The 17,438-nt window shown below is 67.0% G+C and carries 17 protein-coding genes; all 17 read right to left on the reverse strand.

Annotated features, from left to right (window positions below):
- Nucleotides 1-12 precede the first annotated feature (12 nt).
- Nucleotides 13-648 (reverse strand): trimeric intracellular cation channel family protein, encoded by a 636-nt coding sequence (locus KIO74_RS12155; RefSeq protein ID WP_283772125.1) that lies wholly within the window; start codon nt 646-648, stop codon nt 13-15.
- Nucleotides 649-710: 62 nt separating this feature from the next.
- A complete protein-coding gene (locus tag KIO74_RS12160; RefSeq protein WP_213332222.1) occupies nt 711-1,106 on the reverse strand; it encodes a (R)-mandelonitrile lyase in 396 nt (131 codons plus the stop codon).
- Nucleotides 1,107-1,260: 154 nt separating this feature from the next.
- The gene (locus tag KIO74_RS12165) at nt 1,261-2,619 is read right to left on the reverse strand and encodes an MmgE/PrpD family protein (RefSeq protein WP_213332223.1); all 1,359 of its coding nucleotides are present in this window, start codon (nt 2,617-2,619) and stop codon (nt 1,261-1,263) included.
- Nucleotides 2,616-3,296, reverse strand: a complete 681-nt coding sequence (locus tag KIO74_RS12170) for an aspartate/glutamate racemase family protein (RefSeq protein WP_213332224.1) — start codon at nt 3,294-3,296, stop codon at nt 2,616-2,618. The genes KIO74_RS12165 and KIO74_RS12170 overlap by 4 nt, the downstream gene beginning before the upstream one ends.
- Nucleotides 3,297-3,306: 10 nt before the next feature.
- On the reverse strand, nt 3,307-4,065 hold the full coding sequence (locus tag KIO74_RS12175; protein WP_213332225.1) for an aspartate/glutamate racemase family protein: 759 nt from the start codon (nt 4,063-4,065) through the stop codon (nt 3,307-3,309).
- Nucleotides 4,066-4,086: 21 nt separating this feature from the next.
- The gene (locus tag KIO74_RS12180; protein ID WP_213332226.1) at nt 4,087-5,481 is read right to left on the reverse strand and encodes an FAD-dependent oxidoreductase; all 1,395 of its coding nucleotides are present in this window, start codon (nt 5,479-5,481) and stop codon (nt 4,087-4,089) included.
- Nucleotides 5,482-5,485: 4 nt separating this feature from the next.
- Nucleotides 5,486-5,977 (reverse strand): nuclear transport factor 2 family protein, encoded by a 492-nt coding sequence (locus KIO74_RS12185; protein WP_213332227.1) that lies wholly within the window; start codon nt 5,975-5,977, stop codon nt 5,486-5,488.
- Nucleotides 5,978-6,057: 80 nt separating this feature from the next.
- Nucleotides 6,058-6,672, reverse strand: a complete 615-nt coding sequence (locus KIO74_RS12190) for a cysteine hydrolase family protein (protein WP_213332228.1) — start codon at nt 6,670-6,672, stop codon at nt 6,058-6,060.
- Entirely contained in the window at nt 6,669-8,759 is a 2,091-nt protein-coding gene (locus tag KIO74_RS12195) for a hydantoinase/oxoprolinase family protein (RefSeq protein ID WP_249730959.1), read from the reverse strand. Before KIO74_RS12195 ends, KIO74_RS12190 begins: the two co-directional genes overlap by 4 nt.
- On the reverse strand, nt 8,756-10,489 hold the full coding sequence (locus KIO74_RS12200) for a hydantoinase B/oxoprolinase family protein (RefSeq protein WP_213332229.1): 1,734 nt from the start codon (nt 10,487-10,489) through the stop codon (nt 8,756-8,758). Before KIO74_RS12200 ends, KIO74_RS12195 begins: the two co-directional genes overlap by 4 nt.
- Entirely contained in the window at nt 10,486-11,364 is an 879-nt protein-coding gene (locus tag KIO74_RS12205; protein ID WP_213332230.1) for an isocitrate lyase/PEP mutase family protein, read from the reverse strand. Before KIO74_RS12205 ends, KIO74_RS12200 begins: the two co-directional genes overlap by 4 nt.
- A gap of 1 nt (nt 11,365) precedes the next feature.
- Nucleotides 11,366-12,784 (reverse strand): MmgE/PrpD family protein, encoded by a 1,419-nt coding sequence (locus KIO74_RS12210; RefSeq protein ID WP_213332231.1) that lies wholly within the window; start codon nt 12,782-12,784, stop codon nt 11,366-11,368.
- 11 nt (nt 12,785-12,795) lie between these two features.
- The gene (locus tag KIO74_RS12215) at nt 12,796-13,497 is read right to left on the reverse strand and encodes an ABC transporter ATP-binding protein (RefSeq protein WP_213332232.1); all 702 of its coding nucleotides are present in this window, start codon (nt 13,495-13,497) and stop codon (nt 12,796-12,798) included.
- Entirely contained in the window at nt 13,490-14,236 is a 747-nt protein-coding gene (locus tag KIO74_RS12220) for an ABC transporter ATP-binding protein (RefSeq protein ID WP_213332233.1), read from the reverse strand. Before KIO74_RS12220 ends, KIO74_RS12215 begins: the two co-directional genes overlap by 8 nt.
- Nucleotides 14,236-15,219: a branched-chain amino acid ABC transporter permease gene (locus tag KIO74_RS12225; protein WP_213332234.1), complete on the reverse strand. Its 984-nt coding sequence runs from the start codon at nt 15,217-15,219 to the stop codon at nt 14,236-14,238. Before KIO74_RS12225 ends, KIO74_RS12220 begins: the two co-directional genes overlap by 1 nt.
- Complete coding sequence (locus KIO74_RS12230) at nt 15,216-16,088, reverse strand: branched-chain amino acid ABC transporter permease (RefSeq protein ID WP_213332235.1); 873 nt, start codon at nt 16,086-16,088, stop codon at nt 15,216-15,218. Before KIO74_RS12230 ends, KIO74_RS12225 begins: the two co-directional genes overlap by 4 nt.
- 64 nt (nt 16,089-16,152) lie before the next feature.
- Nucleotides 16,153-17,376: an ABC transporter substrate-binding protein gene (locus tag KIO74_RS12235; RefSeq protein WP_213332236.1), complete on the reverse strand. Its 1,224-nt coding sequence runs from the start codon at nt 17,374-17,376 to the stop codon at nt 16,153-16,155.
- Nucleotides 17,377-17,438: the final 62 nt, after the last annotated feature.

Here is a 17,438-nt window from a genome sequence, read left to right on the forward strand (position 1 = left end):
CCCCATCAGTAATCAATGCAGATCATGCGTATAGACGAATTTCGGCATGCTCCATTTATAGCGCAGAGCGAGCAGCCTGAACGCCAGGCCCGTCAGCATGGCGACCAGCATGACCAGACTGTGGCTGAGTTCCGTCGACTGGCCCGCGACGTAGATGACGCCTGTCGCGACGGAAACCGTCGCATAGAGCTCAGCACGGAATAGTAATGGCACATCCGTGCAAAGAATATCCCGGAGAACACCGCCGACGCAGCCAGTGATCAGCCCGGATGCGATGACGATCGTGAACGGCATGCCAAGCCCGATCGCCACATTGCAACCGATGACCGTGAAGCACACGAGGCCGACGGCATCGAGAAACAGAAACACATGGCGCAGCCGATGCATGTAGCGGGCAATGGCAATGGTAGCGAGAGCAGCACAGCCGGTAATCAAGAGATAGGAGGGATGCTGCACCCAGGACAATGGATAATGGCCGAGAAGCACATCACGCACAGAGCCGCCGCCAAGGGCCGTCACGCATCCAAGAAGATAGACGCCGACCCAATCCATGTTGCGCCGTCCGGCGGACAGCGCCGCGGTCATGGCCTCCGCGACGATCGCGATGAGATAGAGACCCTGCAACACCTGTTCTGATTGGGCACTCAAGACACGCTCCCGGAAAACGCGGACCGAATTGTCGACGGTACCACCTTCCGGGAGGTGTGGCGCTACTTCCGGTATTGCGCGTCGGTGACGTGCTCCATCCAGTCCACAGGCGAGCCGTTGAGCTTTTCCTGGATGGCGATGTGGCTCATGGCCGTCGTCGGCGTGGCGCCGTGCCAGTGTTTTTCACCGGGGGGGAACCAGACCACGTCTCCCGGCCGGATCTCCTCGATGGGGCCACCCTCGCGCTGCGCCCAGCCGCATCCGGACACGACGATCAGCGTCTGTCCCAGCGGATGCGTATGCCAGGCCGTCCGCGCGCCTGGCTCGAAGGTGACCAGAGCGCCCGCGACCCGCGCCGGCTCCGGCGGGCTGAGAAGCGGATCGATGCGAACCGCCCCGGTGAAATAGGCCTCCGGCCCCTTTCCGGAGGGCTGCGATCCGCTCCGCACAATATCCATGACATATCCTCTCGCTGCTGGTCATCTGGCCCGCCGCGACGCCACTCGGCGCGGCAGGACCAAGATGGCGTGCCCGCGCGCAATGCGCCAGCGGCAGCGAAGCAGCCAGCGGTAAGGAACAAGACGGCCCCACTATCGCCATCTCGCGCGAGCCTCAGATCGCCTCGATCCGTTCGGCCGTCTCCAGGCCGGCGACCACGCGCTCCAGGTTGTCGATCGCCTCCTCCGGGAGGGCGAGGCCGGCGAGGCGACGGAACTTGGCGCGGAGCTCCCCTTCGGGAAGCGGATTGTCGAACCCGCCGATCGGCACGTCGGACCGAGCCGAATAGGTTTCACCGGACGTGAGCTTGATCTCGACGCGAGCCGCCCGGACGCCGGGCAGGAGCGCCGTCAGAGCCCGGTCTTCCATGACGGCGACCTTGCCGATGAGCGCTACCATCGCAGGATCGTGGACGATGGCGTCGGTATAGACATCGGCGTCGTTGCTGCCGTGCATGAGCTGCACGGCCACATTGAAGGCAATCGAATGTTTAGCCGCATAAGCATTCGCGACCGTATTGCCGCCAAGGCGCGTCGCCGGATCGTAGGTATGCACCGTCACGGACGCGATATCGGACGGCTTCACGTCGTGGGTGACGCGAATATCGCGCGCGGCTTCGATCGGCGCATGGTTCCAGCGGCTACAGGCGTAGATCTTGAAGTAATTGCGCGTCAGGAAAAATTCGGTGAAACGCGGCTCGACATCGAGCGCGAAGCGCTCACCCAGGATTGCCCCGAAGACGCTCGACAGCGCGCCCGGTTCACCGCAGAAGCCGGCGCGCACGAAGCGCGGGGCGAGCAGCCCGTTATGGTTGGTGAAGCCGGTGAACAGGTTGCGCACCGAGGCGCCCGTGTTCGCCGCCATCTGCGAGGAGGCGATCGGGAGACCAGCCGCCAGCTCGATGGTGCGGGCCGTCATCGCCTCGTCGAAGCCCATCAGGCGCGCGGCGCCGACGGCTGTGCCGACGATGGCATGGGTGCCGAAGGGGTGCACCGGGCCCCGCAGCTTCGTGGCGCGGCCAACGCGCACGGCGATCTCGTAGCCGATGATGACGGCCTGGAGAAAGGCCGCACCCGAGGCGCCTTCCTCTTCCGCCAGGGCCCAGAGACCGGGAATGATATGCACGCCCGGATGGTTGACGGCGAACTGGTTGCCCTCGTCGAGCTCCAGCGAGACGCCGCCCGCGCCATTCACCAGCGCCGCGACATGGCTCGCGGCGGTCAGATCGGTCCCGAACAGGGAGGCCTTGCCCGGTGCGAGCATCGGCGCGAGCCGCGCGAGGTTGCGAATCTCCGGCAGTTGCGAGCCGCCGAGCATGACGCCCAGCGTGTCGCGCACGATGAGCTTGGCGTGATGGACGACCCCGGCGGGCACATCCGCGAGCTTCAGCGACAGGGCGAGCGCGGCGAGCGCCCTCGCCTCCTCCGACGGCTCGGTCACGACAGGTTGGAGCTGGTCGTTCAACGCTGTCACGCCCCCTCTCCCGCCGCGATCAATTTTGCGATCAGATCCGGCTTGCGCGCCTGCGGCACCGGATAGGTACGGCGGCTCTGGCCGAGGCCGAGGCCGAGGAAGCTCTCCGCCAGCATCACAGCGAGCGAGGCCGGCTCCACCACCGGCACCGGCAGCGCCGCCGCGAGCCGCGCCGCCATGTCGGGTGACATCGCCTCGCCGAGCACAAGCACCTCGGCGCCGTCTTCCTCGATCGCCAGCTTGGCGGCGGTGAGGATCGCGCCTTCGGTCGCCGTTTCCGCATAGGCGCGCACGCCGGTGCATTGGAGGCTGAGGCCATATTCCTGCGCGAGCTTCTTGGCGCGGGTATAGCCGGACGGCGGCGCGACGATGCCGAAGCGCGCGCCGAGCGTCAGCGCGTAAAGCATGGCGCTGCGACCGGCGGCGACAACGGGAATGTCGAGCACGGAACGGAGCGCATTGGCGCCGAAATCGCCGAACTCTCCGACACAAACCGCGCTGAAGCCTTCCGTCTCCGCATTCTGCCCAGCGGCGAGCGCGGCCAAATCGGCAAGGGTCCAGTCATGGGCGCTGATCGGAGCGGCTGGGATGCCCGGCGCGACACGGAGCTCGACCTTGGCCTCACCGCTGAGGGGGGCGGCGCGATCGGTCGCGACAATCATCAGGATACGGGACATCGCTCTCTCCTCAAACGGTCGCGGCGGCGTCGCCCATGGCGGCGAGGCGCGCGGTCGCGGGCGTGACGGGCGACGGGAATGTGAGGCGGCTGTGGCTGAGCTTCAGCCGGATCGCGGTTTCAGCCAGGCGGTAGGTCAGCGGCCCCGGATTGATGATCGGCACAGGCAGGCGCTCGGCGAGATAGGCGTGGGCCTCGTGCATGGTGGTGGAGCCGAGGATGATGACATCCGCGCCGTCCTCCTCCACGCAGCGCATCGCCGCCTCGTAGAGCGCCGGAAAGAACTCGTCCTCCTTGCCGGCAAGGAGGCTCTGGTTATTGGGCTGCAGGCCGGCGGAGCGCACCGAGGCGCATTTCGCGCCGAGGCCGAGCTCGGCCAAAGTCTTGGCATAGAGGTGACGCCAGCGGTCCCACATCGCGAGGACGGAGAAGCGGTCGCCCAGCATGAGCGCCGTGAGCATGGCATGGCGGCCCGCGCCGATGACGGGGATATTGAGCACCGAGCGCAGCTGCGCCATGCCGGAATCGCTTACGGTGTCGATACAGACCGCGTCATAGCCGTCGGCCTCGGCCTGAAGGCCCGCTTCGAGCATACCGACATCGGCGAGCACGGAATCCTGTTGGCTGACGTAGTTGACGGGCGCGATGCGCACCGGCTTGAAGTCGAACGCGATATCGGGGCCGAGCTTCACGGCGGAGAGCTGCGCCTTGCGCTTTTCGAGATTGTCCGCATCCATCGGAAACGGCACGATCACCAGTACCCTGGCCATGATGGATAGATCTCCCTGAACTTATGACGAGAGCCGCGCCGCGCCCGCGCCCGCGAAGCGGCCGAGCACGACGGCGGTCAGAAGGCCGTTGCCGCCGAGATAGCCCCAGGACGAGGGCCCGGAGAGGCCGCGGGCGGCACCGCCGGCGGCGAAGAGGTTGGGCAGGCGCGCGCCGTCGCGGCCGAGCACGCGCGCTTCCCCGTCGACGGCGAGCCCGCCTTGGGTGTGAAAGAGCGCACCCCGCACTTTCGCCGCGAGATAGGGCGCCTGGAGCGGTGGGTTCTCCGTAAAGTCGCGGCCGAAGGGGTCCGACGCGGCACCCGCCGCATAGGAGGAAACCTCGGCGAAACGCAATTCGAGGGCCACCCGCGGCACGCCGATGGCGTCAGCCAGCTCTTCCACGGTTTCCGCGGTGACGACCGCGTCTTTCTCCAAGACGCGGTGATAATCCTGGAAGGTGAGCGCCGGCTCCTCGCAGCGCCGGTCATAGATCGTCCAGGCCGTGCCCTCGGGCTGGGCGAGCACAGCGGAGGCCTGTTCGGAATAGCCGCTCATCTCGTTCGAGAAACGTTCTCCGTCGCGGTTCACCTGGAAGCCGCCACGGATCACGAGCGCCCATGTCAGGGGCAGCTTGGGGCCGTTGGCGACGCAGTGGCCCTGGTAGCTTCCAAGATCCGCGCTCGCGGCATCGAGAGCCTCGCCCCAGTCGAGCGCCTCGCCCCGGCTGCCGTCGTGGCCGCAATAGACGGCCTCGGCCATCTCGGGGATGTGCCGGGCAACGACAGCGGGGTCGGCGCCGTATCCGCCGGTGGCCAGCACCAGCGCCCGGCAGCCGATGACCTGCTCGGCGCCATCGGCGTCACGGTAGCCCACCGCCGTGACACGGCGATCGGCATCGGCGTAAAGCGTCTCCACCGTGGCGGAGGTGACGAGCACCGCGCCGGCCTTGCGCGCCGCCGCCAGCAGCCCCTCCTCCATCTCGGTGCCGGTCCGGCTCCTGGGGACGTGGTAGCGATGGCGGGAATGGCCGGGATAGAGAATATCGTCGAGCAGTTCAAAGCCAACGCCATGGGTATCGACTAGCCATTCCACGGCAGGTCCGGAGGCCTCGGTGACAACCCGCGCCAAGGCCTCGTCGGTCCGGCCCTTGGCCTTCTTCATGATGTCCGCGAGAAAGAGTTCGGGACTGTCCTCGATGCCCTTCTCGCGCTGGAAACGGGTGCCCGCGCCGGGCAGCATGCCGAGCGTCAGCGCGGTGTTGCCGGAGGGAGCCGCGTCGCGCTCCAGCACGATCACCGAGGCGCCGGCGTCCCGGGCCGCCAAGGCCGCGCACAGACCAGCCGCGCCGGCACCGATGATGAGCACATCAGCCATTTGGGAGGCCGAGGCCTCGCCGGCGGGGCGAACCTGCGCCATCGCCTTACCAGCTCACCTGTTCGGCGATCAACGGCCCGGCCAGCCGGAAACGATCGATGAAACGCTTGCCGCTCGCGAGCGTGCCATGGGCAAAGACGAGGCTGCCGTCATCCGTCAGCGCTTCCACGAAGGTCTCGTAGCGCTTGCCCGCCTGCTGCGCGGCGGCCAGAGCCTCCGCGAGGCCGGAACCGCGCCCCTCGCTGTCGACGGCGACGAAATCCTCGGTCACCAGCGTCGAAGCCGCTGTCGTGTCGCCCTTGGCGAGTGCTTCCGCGAGCTGGGCGGCGACGTCCGTTGCCGGCGGCAGCGGCGGTCCGGGCACGCGCGAGACACCACCACGGGCGTAGGCGCTCGGGGAGACTTCACGCAGGATGGTGACGACGCCATCCGGCGGGGCCGCCATCACGGAGCGCACGACGCGGGTCATGCCCTTCAACAGCCGCGACTTGGTGGCGGCGTCATAGCCTTCGATGACGGTTGTTTCGACGACGGGCATCCATGGCCTCCCGATTCATTAGGGGTTGCGCGGCACGGGCGTGGCCGGCGCATTGTTCGCGGAACGGGATCGGGGCGCGCTCAGGCGGCCGCGATCTCGTCGATCATCTCGGCGATGGTCGCGACACGGCACACCGGCTTCAGCGCGGCGATGGCCGTCTCGTGGGTTGCCGTGTTGAAGGCCGCGCTGCCATCCGACAGCACCACCGTGGAGAAGTCGCGCACATGCGAATCCCGCACCGTGGAGGCGACGCCGCCATTCGTGACGATGCCGCCGATGATGAGCTTCTCGATGCCGCATTTGCGCAGCACCCACTCCATCCGCGTCATGTAGAAAGCGGAATAGGCGATCTTCTCGACGGTGAGATCCGCCGGTTGCAGCGCGTCCACGAGGCTGTGGCCCCAGGCGCCGGGAAGGAAATCACCCTTCTTGAGGAAGGGGCGCAGTTCCTTCAGATGCGGCGAGATCAACGGCTCGCCGCCCTTGGCCGGCACGAGCGTGAACTGCGTGGAGACGAACCAGCCGCCCTTCCGGCGCAACAGGTCGGCCAGCGGCTTGATGCGCGCAGGCAGCGCCGCGATCTCGGGCGCGCCCTGGCCCGCCCGGCCATAGGCCCCATCCGGATGGATGAAGTCGTTCTGCAGATCGACCGTCAGCAGGGCCGTCTTCGACAGCGGAATATCCGCGTGGCTCATGATGCGCGCTCCACAATGACATTGCCATAGTCGTCGATGCGCGCCGTGAGGTCGGGATCGACCACGGTCGTCGCGTCGGGCTGTTCGAGGATGGCCGGGCCGCGCACCACCGTGCCGACCGGCAGGTCGAGGCGGGCGTAGATCGCGGCCTCATGCCAGGCGCCGTCGAACCACACCTTGCGCGCGCCGAGCCGCGCCTTGTCGAGGCTCGCATCGCCGCTCGGCCGGAGCGCCGCGAGGTCGAAGCGCGGGCGGCGGCCGATGGCCGCGGTGCGCAGGTTGACAATGCGCGCCGGCACGCCGTTCAGGAGACGGCTGAACGAGTTGCGGTAGGCCTCCTCGAAGGCGGTGCGGATCACCGCCTCGCTGACGCCCGTCGTGCCGTTTGTGATGCTCACCGGCAGCGGCACCGACACGGTGTGCGTCTGGCCGACATAATGCATGTCGAGCTCGAACAGCACGTCGATGCGATCGACCGCGAGGCCCGCCGCCTCGACGACGGCCTTCGCCTCGCTCGCCTCGGCGACCATCCGCTTGTCGAGCGCCGCGGCGTCGATGCCTTCGAGGCTCAGGTTCACGGTCTGCACCTGGTCATGCCGGATATCGGCGATGACGCAGCCGAGCGCCGAGGTGACGCCGGGATAGCGCGGCACGAGCGCGGCCTTGAGGCCGACGTCCTTGATCAGCGCGCCGACATGCAGCGCGCCGCCACCGCCGAAGGGCACGGCCGCGAACTTGGCCGGATCATGGCCGCGCTCGATGGAGACGAGGCGAATGGCGCCGGCCATCTTGGCGTCGGCGATACGGACGATCGCCTCGGCTGCCACCATCACGTCGATGCCCAGGGGCTTCGCCACATGTTCGTCGATCGCGGCGCGCGCCGCCTCGATGTCGAGGCGCTTCAGCATGCCGCCGATCGGCCGGTCGGAATTGATGCGCCCGAGCACGACATTGGCGTCGGTCAGGGTCGGCCGGGTATTGCCCTGCCCGTAGCAGACGGGACCGGGGCGCGAGCCGGCGCTTTCAGGGCCGACCTGCAGCATGCCGCCGGCATCGACATGGGCGATGGAGCCGCCGCCGGCGCCGATGGTGGTGATCTCGATCATCGGCGTGCGGATGACGAGGCCGAAATCGATGGTGGTCTGGGCCGCGAGCGCCGTCTTGCCGCCGACGACCAGCGAGACGTCGAAGGAAGTGCCGCCGAGATCGCCGGTGATGACGTTGGGGAAGCCGGCAGCTTCCGAAATCGCCGCTGCCGCGATGACGCCGGCCGCGGGACCGGAGAGCGCGGTGCGCACCGGCAGGCGGCGCGCCGTCTCGGTCGACATCACGCCGCCGTTCGACTGCACGATGTGGAAGCGCCCGCCAAAGCCCTCGGACTTCAATGCATCATCGAGCTTGCCGAGATAGCTGCCGACCACCGGCTGCAGATAGGCATTCAGCGCCGTCGTCGAGGTACGCTCGAACTCGCGGATTTCCGGCAGGATCTGGCTTGAGCAGGCGATATTGCCGTTCGGCCAGACTTCGGCGGCAACGGCCAAAGCCTTCTGCTCGTTCTCGGGGTTGGCATAGGCGTTGACGAAGACGATGGCGAGCGCCTCGCAGCCAGCGGCGACGAGCTCCTTCGCCGCCTTACGCACGGCGTCCTCGTCGAGAGCCTCGCGGATCGTCCCGTCGGCCAGCGTGCGCTCGTTGACCTCAAGCCTGAGGTCACGGTCGATCACCGGGACGAAATCCCCCCACAGGCCCCAGGTGTGACGCCGGTCGCGCCGACGCATCTCGAGCACATCGCGGAAACCCTTGGTGGTGATGAGGCCGCAGCGCGCGCCCTTGCGCTCCAGGAGCGCATTCGTGCCGACCGTGGTGCCGTGCACGACGGACGTGAGATCGGCGATCGCACCGAAGGCCCTCAGGCCGTTGAGGAAGCCGACCGCCTCGTCACCCCGGTTCGAGGGCACCTTGGCCGTGCGGAAAGCCTTGGCCGGCTCATCGTAGAAGAACAGATCCGTGAAGGTTCCGCCGACATCGACGCCGACGATGCGCCCCTCGCGATTCTTGACAGGCGCGTTCATGATAGGCGCGTTCATGCCGCGGCTCCCTTGCGGAGGCTGGCCGTCGCCGCCTCATCGAGTTCCCCGTCGTCGCTCACGACGACCCCATAATCCCGGCGGGCGCTCTCGGCGCTGATGTAGCCGAGGCGCACATCCCGCGCGACAAGCGAGGCCGCACGCGCCAGCGGGCTGCCCCAGCCGCCACCGCCCGGCGTCTGCAGTTTCACGGCGCGTCCGGTCGGCACCGGCACGCCCGTGACCTTGGAGACGAGCGGCGGCGAATGCTCGCCATCCTCCGCCTCCCAGGTGAAGCGGTTCAACCCGGCCGGGCCGCCGCCGAGCACGCCGAAAGGCGCGACCTTGCCGCGTTCGCCGAGCAGGAAGACTTCCGCGTCGGACAGCGCCTCCACCTCATAGATCGCGCCAAAACCGCCGCGATGGGTGCCAGGGCCGGCCGAATCCGGCCGTAGCGCCCATTGCCGGAACATCACCGGATAGCTCGCCTCGAGAATTTCGAGCGGCGGGATCGTCGCCGTCGAGATCGGGTTGTTGGCGTGGTTGAGGCCGTCCGTTTCCGGGTTGCCGCCCATGCCGCCGCCGAAGAAGGAGAACATCACCCAGCGGTCGCCATTGGCACGATGGCCGGCGAAGGAGAGCGCGTTGATGGTGCCGAAGGGCGCGGCGGTCGCGCGCTCGGGATCGGCCTTTGCCAACGCGCCGAGCACCACGCCGATGAGGCGCAGGATGGTCTCGGTGTAGCCCGCCATCGGCTTCGGGGCGGTCGCGCCGAGCAAGGTGGTCGGCGGGATGACGAAATCGATCGGCCTGAGGCAGCCCGCATTGGCGGGCACATCCGTGAAGATATGCTTCAGCGCCACGTAGCAGGCGGCCGCCGTCGTCGCGTAGGAGATGTTGATCGGCCCCTGAGCCGGCGGTGACGAGCGCGAGAAATCGAGCGTCATCGTCTCGCCGGCGATGGTGAGATCGAGCGCGACGGTGAGCACGTCGTCGGTGATGCCGTCGTTGTCGAGCACGTCCTCGAAGGAATAGCGGCCGTCCGGCAGGGCGCGGATGGCGCTGCGCATCAGCGCCTCGGCACGATCGGAGAAGGCCTCGAAAGCCGCCGACACGGTCGCCGGGCTGTATTCGTCGAGAAGGGACTCGAAGCGGCGCTGGCCGAGATCGAGGGCGTTGAGCTGCCCGTTGAGATCGCCCCAGTTCGACGTCGGAACACGGGAATTCGCGGCGAGCAGGTCGACGATATCCTGGTTCAGCTTGCCGGCGGAGAACAACTTGACCGGCGGGAAGCGCACGCCTTCCTGGAAGCTCTCGGTGGCCTTGGGGTTGTAGCCACCCGGCACATTGCCGCCGATATCGAGCCAATGGCCGGCGGAGGCGAGCCAGCAGAACAGCTCCCCGTTGCGGAAGATCGGCCGCACCAAGCGGAAGTCGTTGAGATGGGTGCCGCCCACATAGGGGTCGTTGAACAGGAAGGTGTCGCCTTCCTCAAGGCCGCCCTCGCGCGCCACCTTGTCGATCACCGCCTTGACCGCGAAGGCCATGGCGCCGACGAAGATGGGCAGGCCGTTGGTGCCCTGCACCAGCGTCGCGCCGGTCGTCGCATGGTAGAGGCCGTGGCAGGCATCCCGCGCCTCGGCGATGATCGGGTTGAACGCCGAGCGATACAGCGTGGCGTCCATCTCGTCCGCGATCTGCTCCAGGCGCCCCTTGAGCACGGCAAGGGTGACAGGATCGATACTCGTCATGCCGCGGGTTCCTTCTTGAAATCCTCGTAGGTGCGCCCGAGAGCCAGTAACTCTGGTGTGCCGATCAGCGCGTTCAGGGCGTTGAAATCGAACATCCGGTCCTTGAACGGATCGTTCGTGCCGTTGACCTTCAGCGAGCTGTAATAGTCCTGCGCGGTGCGGGCGAGCGCGCGCACGATGCCGCCGGGGAAGATCACGATCTTGAAGCCGAGATCGCCGAGCTCGTCGGCGCTGGCGAGTGGCGTGTCGCCGCCTTCCACCATATTGGCGAGCAGCGGGAGTGTGCCGCCAAGCGCGCTGGTCACAGCCACCAGCTGCTCCCTGGACCGTGGCGCTTCGACGAAGAGCACGTCCGCGCCAGCCTCGGCATAGAGATGCGCGCGTTCGATCGCGCTCTCAAGCCCTTCGACAGCCACCGCATCGGTGCGCGCCACGATCAGCGTCTCTTCACTGACACGGGCATCGACAGCCGCCTTGACCTTGCCGGCCATCTCACCGGCACTGACCAGGCTCTTGTCCTGCAGATGGCCGCAGCGCTTCGGCAGCGTCTGGTCCTCGAGCTGGATGGCCGTGGCGCCGGCCCGCTCGAACAGCCGCACGGTGCGCTGCACGTTGAGAGCGTTGCCATAGCCGTTGTCAGCGTCGACGATGAGCGCCGTCGGTACCCGATCCCGGACGAGGGTGATGACGTCGGCCACCTCGTTCATCGAGACGAGCCCGATATCCGAGCGCCCCAGGCGCGTGTAGGCAATCGCCGCGCCGGACAGATAGAGCGCCTCGAAACCGGCCGCGGCGGCGATCGATGCGGTGAGCGCGTCATAGATCCCGGGGGCGACAACCGGCGCCTTCTCCGTCAGTCTCTGCTTCAGAGTCATATCAATGATCCTCGAGCGCCGGCTCCGCGAGCAGCGCGTCCAAATCGTCAAGGCCGGTTGCCTCGTCCAGCCCGTCGATCGCCTGCCGGATGCGGGTCGCGTGGTTCTCGCCCCAGACCGGCACGGCCAGTTCCATGAATTTCGCGATGACCTCGTCGGGACCATAAGGGTCCACCGCGTCGCCGCGGTTGGTGAAGGTCTGGCCGCTGAGGACGCGACCATCGGCCAGACGGATCGTAACGCGCGCCGGGCGCTTGTCCGGCAGCATGGCGCTCATCGCCGGGTCCTCGTCGACCTTCACCCGTTTGGCCAGTTCGAGGATGCGCGCGTCGCCCAGCGCGGGCGCGCGGAAGGCCGGCACGGAGGCACTGCCATGGGCGATCGTGGTGGCGACGGCGAAGGGTAGCGAGAATTTCGCGGCCAGCATGTTGGCGGGCTCCTGCCCGTCGAGCTGCGCCGCCCAGACATAGGTCACCACGTCGATACCGGCGATGTCTGCGGGATCGATCGGGCCGTGCTCGGCGATAAGCTTCGCCACCACATCGAGCGCCCCATGGGTGAAGCGACAGGCGGCGTGGCGCTTGAAGTAGTTGCGCTCAATCTCCCAGCGGGCGCCGAGCTCCTCCACCATCACATCGGGGTTGAAGCCTTCCGCCAGGATGCCGCTGTAGACGGTCCGCACGCCGTCGATCTCACCCGAGAAGCCGCTCGCCACCAGATCCCAGGCGGTGAGGCCATTGCGGGCGGAGAAGCCGGCGAAGCTGTTGCGCACGGTGGCGCCTTCGAGCATGGCGCGCAGGCTGGCGCCGACGCTGAGCGTCGAGGACACATTGATGGTCGCGACGAGCGCGTCGGTATCGGCGCCTTCCAGATAGGCCGCCGCGAAGGCGGCCCCCACGGTGCCCCAGGTGCCGTGCGGATGCACGGTCGTCCGCAGACGCGAGGCAGCGCCGATCCGCGCGCCCACCTCATAGCCGAGAATGAAGGCGAGCAGGAAATCCCGGCCATTGACCTCTGACAGTGGCCTCGCCGCCAGCGCCGCCGGCAGGACGTGAATGCCGGGATGGCCGCGCGCGAAGGAATTGCCCTCGTCGAGTTCCAGCATGGTGCCGGCGACGCCGTTCGCGAAAGCGGCATCGTCGGCGCGCAGACGGCGCCCAGCGCCGATGGCGGCCGCACCTTCTGTCCCGCCCCGGCGCGCGAGACGCGCCACCAGCGCGCGCGTTTCCGGCTCCTGCATGCCGGCTGCGACCGCGCCGACGCAATCCAGGATCACAAGCTTCGCCTGGGCGACGAGCGCCTCGTCGAGGTCGTCGAAATCAAGCGCCCTGGCGAATTCCGCGAAACAGACGAGCCAGGCCGGTTGCGGCTCGGCCAGCAGCACCGAGGCCGGCACGACGTTTGGGGTCACGATGCCCATTTGGCTTTTCCTTACAATCCGAGATAGGCGCGCTTGAGCTCGGGATCGCTCGCGATGCTTTCAGCCGTCCCTGCCATGGTGACGACGCCGTTCTCGATGATGTAGGCGCGTTGCGCGATCTCCAGCGACTGCACCACATTCTGCTCGACCAGCATGATCGGCATGCCGTCCGCGTTGAGCTTGCGGATCAGCGTGAACATCTCCTCGACGAGGAGAGGCGACAGGCCGAGCGAAGGCTCGTCCAGGATGAGGAGGCGCGGTTCCGCCATCATGCCACGGCCGATGGCGACCATCTGCTGCTCGCCGCCGGAGAGCGTGCCGGCCGCCTGGCCCATGCGCTCGCGCAGACGCGGGAAGGTCTCGAAGACGCGCTCCAGATTGCGGGCGCGGTTGTTCTTCCCCCGGCGGTAGCTGCCGAGCTCCAGATTTTCCCGCACATTCATGTTCGGGAAGATCTTGCGGCCTTCGGGCACATGGATGAGCCCGGCCTCGACGATCGCGGTGGAAGCCGCGCCCATCAGCGGACGGCCCTCGAACGTGATCGATCCGGCGCGGGGAGTCAGAACGCCGGACAGAACCTTGTTGAGCGTCGTCTTGCCCACGCCGTTCGAGCCGAGCACCGCGACGATCTCACCGCTGTGCACGGAGATATCGATGCCGCGCAGCACCTCGACCTCGCCGTAACCGGCGCGCAGACCGGAGATCTCAAGCATGGCTCGCCTCCTCGGCACGCAGACGGTCAGCGGCGCCCTTGCCGAGATAGGCCTCGACCACGTGGGGATCGATGCAGACCTCGCGTGGCGTGCCCTGGGCGATCATCTTGCCCTGCGCCAGCACATAAACTTCGTCGCACAGGTTCATCACCGCCTGCATGACGTGCTCGATCATCAGGATCGTCACGCCCTCGTCGCGGATGGCACGGATGACCGGCACGATATCGCGGATCTCGGAGGGGTTGAGCCCCGCCAGCACCTCGTCCAGCAGCAGGAGCTTCGGCTCCGTCGCGAGCGCCCGCGCCAGCTCCAGCCGCTTGCGGCCGGCAACCGTGAGGCTTGACGCCGGCTTGTCGAGATCGCCGCCGAGGCCGACGCGCCGCGCGACGGCTTCCGCCTTCTCATGGGCTTCCGCCGCGCGCGCATGGCGCAGATAGGCGCCGACGGCGATGTTCTCGCGTACGTCGAGGCCAGCGAAGGGCTGCACGATCTGGAACGTGCGGGCGATGCCGAGCTTCGCCCGCTCGTGCGCCGGCAGCGGCGTGATATCGCTGCCCTCGAAGAAGACGCGTCCGGCGGTCGGATCGAGAAAGCCGGCGATGATGGCGAACAACGTGGTCTTGCCGGCACCGTTCGGGCCGATGAGACCGACGATGCGGCCCTTGTCGACCTTGAGCGAGGCGCCGCCGACGGCCGTGAGGCCGCCGAAGCGCATCGTGATATCCTTGACCTCGAGCATCACGCGGTCTCCCCGGCGGTTTTGGCCACGGGCTGCGACTTGAAGCGGAGCTTGCGCAGAAGACCAAGCACGCCTCCCGGCGCGAAGGCCACCACCACGATCAGGACCGCGCCGTAGACCGCGAGATCAATGCCCGCGACACGGCCGGCCAGAAGCTTGCTGGCTTCGCCGAGCCCGTGCAGCGTGAAGGCTCCGATGATCGGCCCGAGCACGAGACCCCGCCCTCCGACCATCGGCGCAAGCAGCGCCTCGACGGAGATCCAAAGGCCATAGGCGATGTTGGCATCGATATAGAGGAAATATTGCAGGTAAAGGCAGCCGGCGACCGCCGTCAGCGCCGCCGACACCGTGATCGCCTTCAGCTTGACCGACAGGACGTCGACGCCAAGGGCCCGCGCGGCTTCCTCGTTCTCGCGCACGGCGACAAGCTGTGCGCCGAAGCGCGAGTTGGTGATCATCTGGCAGACAATGAGCCCGACCGCGACGAAACCGAGCGCCAACCAGAGAAAGGCCGCGCGGCTGGTGAACTGCATGTTCCAGAAGCCGACATCGAGCTTCATCAGCATGCCTGCGGCACCGCCCGTGAAGCCCGCCGCATTGGCGAGGATGCGCAGCACCTCGGCGAAGGCGAGCGTGACGAGAGCGAAATAGGATCCGCGCAGACCCGCCCGGAACGACAGAAAGCCAATGACCCAGCCGACCGCCGCGCCACAGGCGACCGCGACCGCGGTCGCTACCCAGGCATTGATGCCAAAACGCACCTGCAGGATGGCGGACACATAGGCGCCGGTGCCGAAGAAGGCCGCATGGCCGAAGGACGATTGCCCGCCGACGCCGCCGAGAAGGTTCCAGCCCTGCGCCGCCAGCGCGATGATCAACACGAAGACGACGAAGTTGAGAACGACGTTCGATGTCACCGCGAAGGGCAGGAGCGCGAGGAGCGCGACAATGAGAATGATCGGGATATAGCCGCGTCGCGTCATGCCCGTGCTCCGAACAGACCGGTGGGCCGGAACAGCAGCACCAGGATGAAGATGAGGAAGATGCCGATCTGGCCGAGGCTTTCGCCCAGGAACAGGCCGCAGAGGCTTTCCACGACACCGATGAAGAGACCGCCGATCAGCGCGCCAGTGATCGAACCCATGCCGCCGAGCACGACGATGGTGAAGGCGACCAGCACGAAGGCACCGCCGACGCGCGGATTGACGTAGAAGGTGGGCATCAGCAGGCAAGCGGCGATCGCGAGCGTCGCGCAGCCGATGCCGAAGGTCACTGCGAAGACATGGGACACGTTGATGCCGACGAGGCGCGCGCCGAGCTTTTCCTTGGCAACCGCGCGGATGGCCTTGCCCGTGTCGGTGCGGGCGAGCAGCAGCCACAGAAGGGCCGTGACAACCACAGCGCCAACGAAGCCGAAGAGCCGCGCCTGCGAGATCAGAAGCGGCCCAACCTCGAATACATTGAACGAATAGTCCGTCGAGAGACTGCGTGTATCGGAGTGGAAGCCGGCCAGGAGCGCATTCTCGATGACGATGGAAAGGCCGAGCGTGACGAGAAGGATGTTGCCATCGTCACCATGGCTCGAAGGGCCGATGATAAAGCGCTGCACGGCATAGCCGAGCGCAAAGAAGATCAAGGTGAGCGGCAGGATCGCCAGATAGGGATCAAGTCCAAGAAAAGTATGGGCTAGCCAAACAGCAAACATCGCGCAGGTCAGGAAGGCACCATGCGCGAAGTTGATGATGTGCAAGACGCCATAAACCAGCGTCAGACCCAGCGCGATGAGCGCATAGACCGCACCGGTCAGAAGGCCATTGAGCATGGCTTCCGCGACGATGGGAAGGGAATACATCGAGCGATCCGCCTACAATAAAGGGGAAGCGGGCGACGCGAAAGATGCGTCGCCCGGAGGAAGGTCAGCCCCGGACGGGGAAGACCGGCTTGGCGTCCGAGAAGGCCTCAGGATAGACCACGCGGATGGTCGCCTTCTGGACCTGGGTCGAAACGGGGGCCGCGCCTTGATTCTGGCCACCCTCGAACTTCGTCGGGCCATAGGGCATCAGGTGCTTGTCGAAGGTGGAGGCGGCGATCGAGTCGATCAGCTTGGCGCGATCGGCAGATCCCGCGCGCTCCATGGCATCCGCCAGCAGCAACACGCAGGAATAGTTGAGCGGCGTGTTGTAGTTCCACTGCTTGCCGGCATCGAGAACGCGCTTCTGTAGCTCGGCATTCTTCGGATTGCGCGGATCATGCCAGTGGTTGACGTCCATGATGTTCTCGGCTGCTTCCGGGAATTCCTTGACGAAGCGCATGTTCGAGGCCGCGCCATTGACCACCGCATAGACAGCCTTCGGACGCACGCGCTGTTGCTGCATGGTCCGGGCGAGAAGGACCGTCTCGCCATAATAGGTGCTGGGGATCACGAGGTCCGGATTCAGCGAGCGCAGGCGCAACGCCACATTGGACAGGTCGCGCGAAGGCGTCGGGATGGCGATGGTCTCGATGATCTCGAAGCCGTGCTTCGGCAGTTCGGTCTGCATCAGCTTGGCGAGGCCGGAACCGAACAGGCCATCCTCATGGACAAGCGCGATGGTCTTGGCGGGCTTGCCGGCCGCGTCATTGATGCGCACGAGGTTCTGGATGGCGGCCTGCGTGCAGATGCCGAAGCCGGGCGCGAAGCGGAAGGTGTTCTTCAGGCCGCGCTGGATGATTTGATCCGACACGCCGACGTCGACGATATAGGGCAGGTCATAACGCGCCGCCGCCTGGGTCGCGGCAAGGCAGATCGGGCTGGCGAAACCGCCGACGATGGCCGCGACACCTTCGCTCTGCATGCGCTCGACTTCCTGCACGCCCGCTTCCGGGTTGGAGCGTGCGTCGCCGAACACCATCTCGATCTTGGCCCCACCGAGCGCCTTGATGCCGCCGGCCGCGTTGATGTCAGCGATCGCAAGCTCGGCGCCCGTGCGCCCGAACTCACCATCCATGGCCAGCGCGCCGGTGACAGGCTGCAGAATGCCGACCTTCACCGGCGGCGGCTCCGCCGCGCGCAGGACCGACGGCGCCGCGATCACAGCGGCGGCGGCCATCCCCCCCTTGAGAGCGCCGCGCCGGCTTATGGATTTGCTGAACAGGGTCATCACTCTATCTCCTCTGACGACCGCCCCCCTCGGTGGCGGCCTCCTTGCTTTTGGTTGCTTCC

Source organism: Chelatococcus sp. HY11, assembly GCF_018398335.1.
GTDB lineage: Bacteria > Pseudomonadota > Alphaproteobacteria > Rhizobiales > Beijerinckiaceae > Chelatococcus.

What these genes read in the sequence shown, in the direction of transcription:
- KIO74_RS12215 (WP_213332232.1), bottom strand. Translation starts at nt 13,497, where the DNA reads ATGCTTGAGATCTCCGGTCTGCGCGCCGGTTACGGCGAGGTCGAGGTG.
- KIO74_RS12210 (WP_213332231.1), bottom strand. Translation starts at nt 12,784, where the DNA reads ATGGGCATCGTGACCCCAAACGTCGTGCCGGCCTCGGTGCTGCTGGCC.
- KIO74_RS12205 (WP_213332230.1), bottom strand. Translation starts at nt 11,364, where the DNA reads ATGACTCTGAAGCAGAGACTGACGGAGAAGGCGCCGGTTGTCGCCCCC.
- KIO74_RS12200 (WP_213332229.1), bottom strand. Translation starts at nt 10,489, where the DNA reads ATGACGAGTATCGATCCTGTCACCCTTGCCGTGCTCAAGGGGCGCCTG.
- KIO74_RS12225 (WP_213332234.1), bottom strand. Translation starts at nt 15,219, where the DNA reads ATGACGCGACGCGGCTATATCCCGATCATTCTCATTGTCGCGCTCCTC.
- KIO74_RS12235 (WP_213332236.1), bottom strand. Translation starts at nt 17,376, where the DNA reads ATGACCCTGTTCAGCAAATCCATAAGCCGGCGCGGCGCTCTCAAGGGG.
- KIO74_RS12230 (WP_213332235.1), bottom strand. Translation starts at nt 16,088, where the DNA reads ATGTATTCCCTTCCCATCGTCGCGGAAGCCATGCTCAATGGCCTTCTG.
- KIO74_RS12175 (WP_213332225.1), bottom strand. Translation starts at nt 4,065, where the DNA reads ATGGCCAGGGTACTGGTGATCGTGCCGTTTCCGATGGATGCGGACAAT.
- KIO74_RS12185 (WP_213332227.1), bottom strand. Translation starts at nt 5,977, where the DNA reads ATGCCCGTCGTCGAAACAACCGTCATCGAAGGCTATGACGCCGCCACC.
- KIO74_RS12160 (WP_213332222.1), bottom strand. Translation starts at nt 1,106, where the DNA reads ATGGATATTGTGCGGAGCGGATCGCAGCCCTCCGGAAAGGGGCCGGAG.
- KIO74_RS12180 (WP_213332226.1), bottom strand. Translation starts at nt 5,481, where the DNA reads ATGGCGCAGGTTCGCCCCGCCGGCGAGGCCTCGGCCTCCCAAATGGCT.
- KIO74_RS12195 (WP_249730959.1), bottom strand. Translation starts at nt 8,759, where the DNA reads ATGAACGCGCCTATCATGAACGCGCCTGTCAAGAATCGCGAGGGGCGC.
- KIO74_RS12220 (WP_213332233.1), bottom strand. Translation starts at nt 14,236, where the DNA reads ATGCTCGAGGTCAAGGATATCACGATGCGCTTCGGCGGCCTCACGGCC.
- KIO74_RS12190 (WP_213332228.1), bottom strand. Translation starts at nt 6,672, where the DNA reads ATGAGCCACGCGGATATTCCGCTGTCGAAGACGGCCCTGCTGACGGTC.
- KIO74_RS12170 (WP_213332224.1), bottom strand. Translation starts at nt 3,296, where the DNA reads ATGTCCCGTATCCTGATGATTGTCGCGACCGATCGCGCCGCCCCCCTC.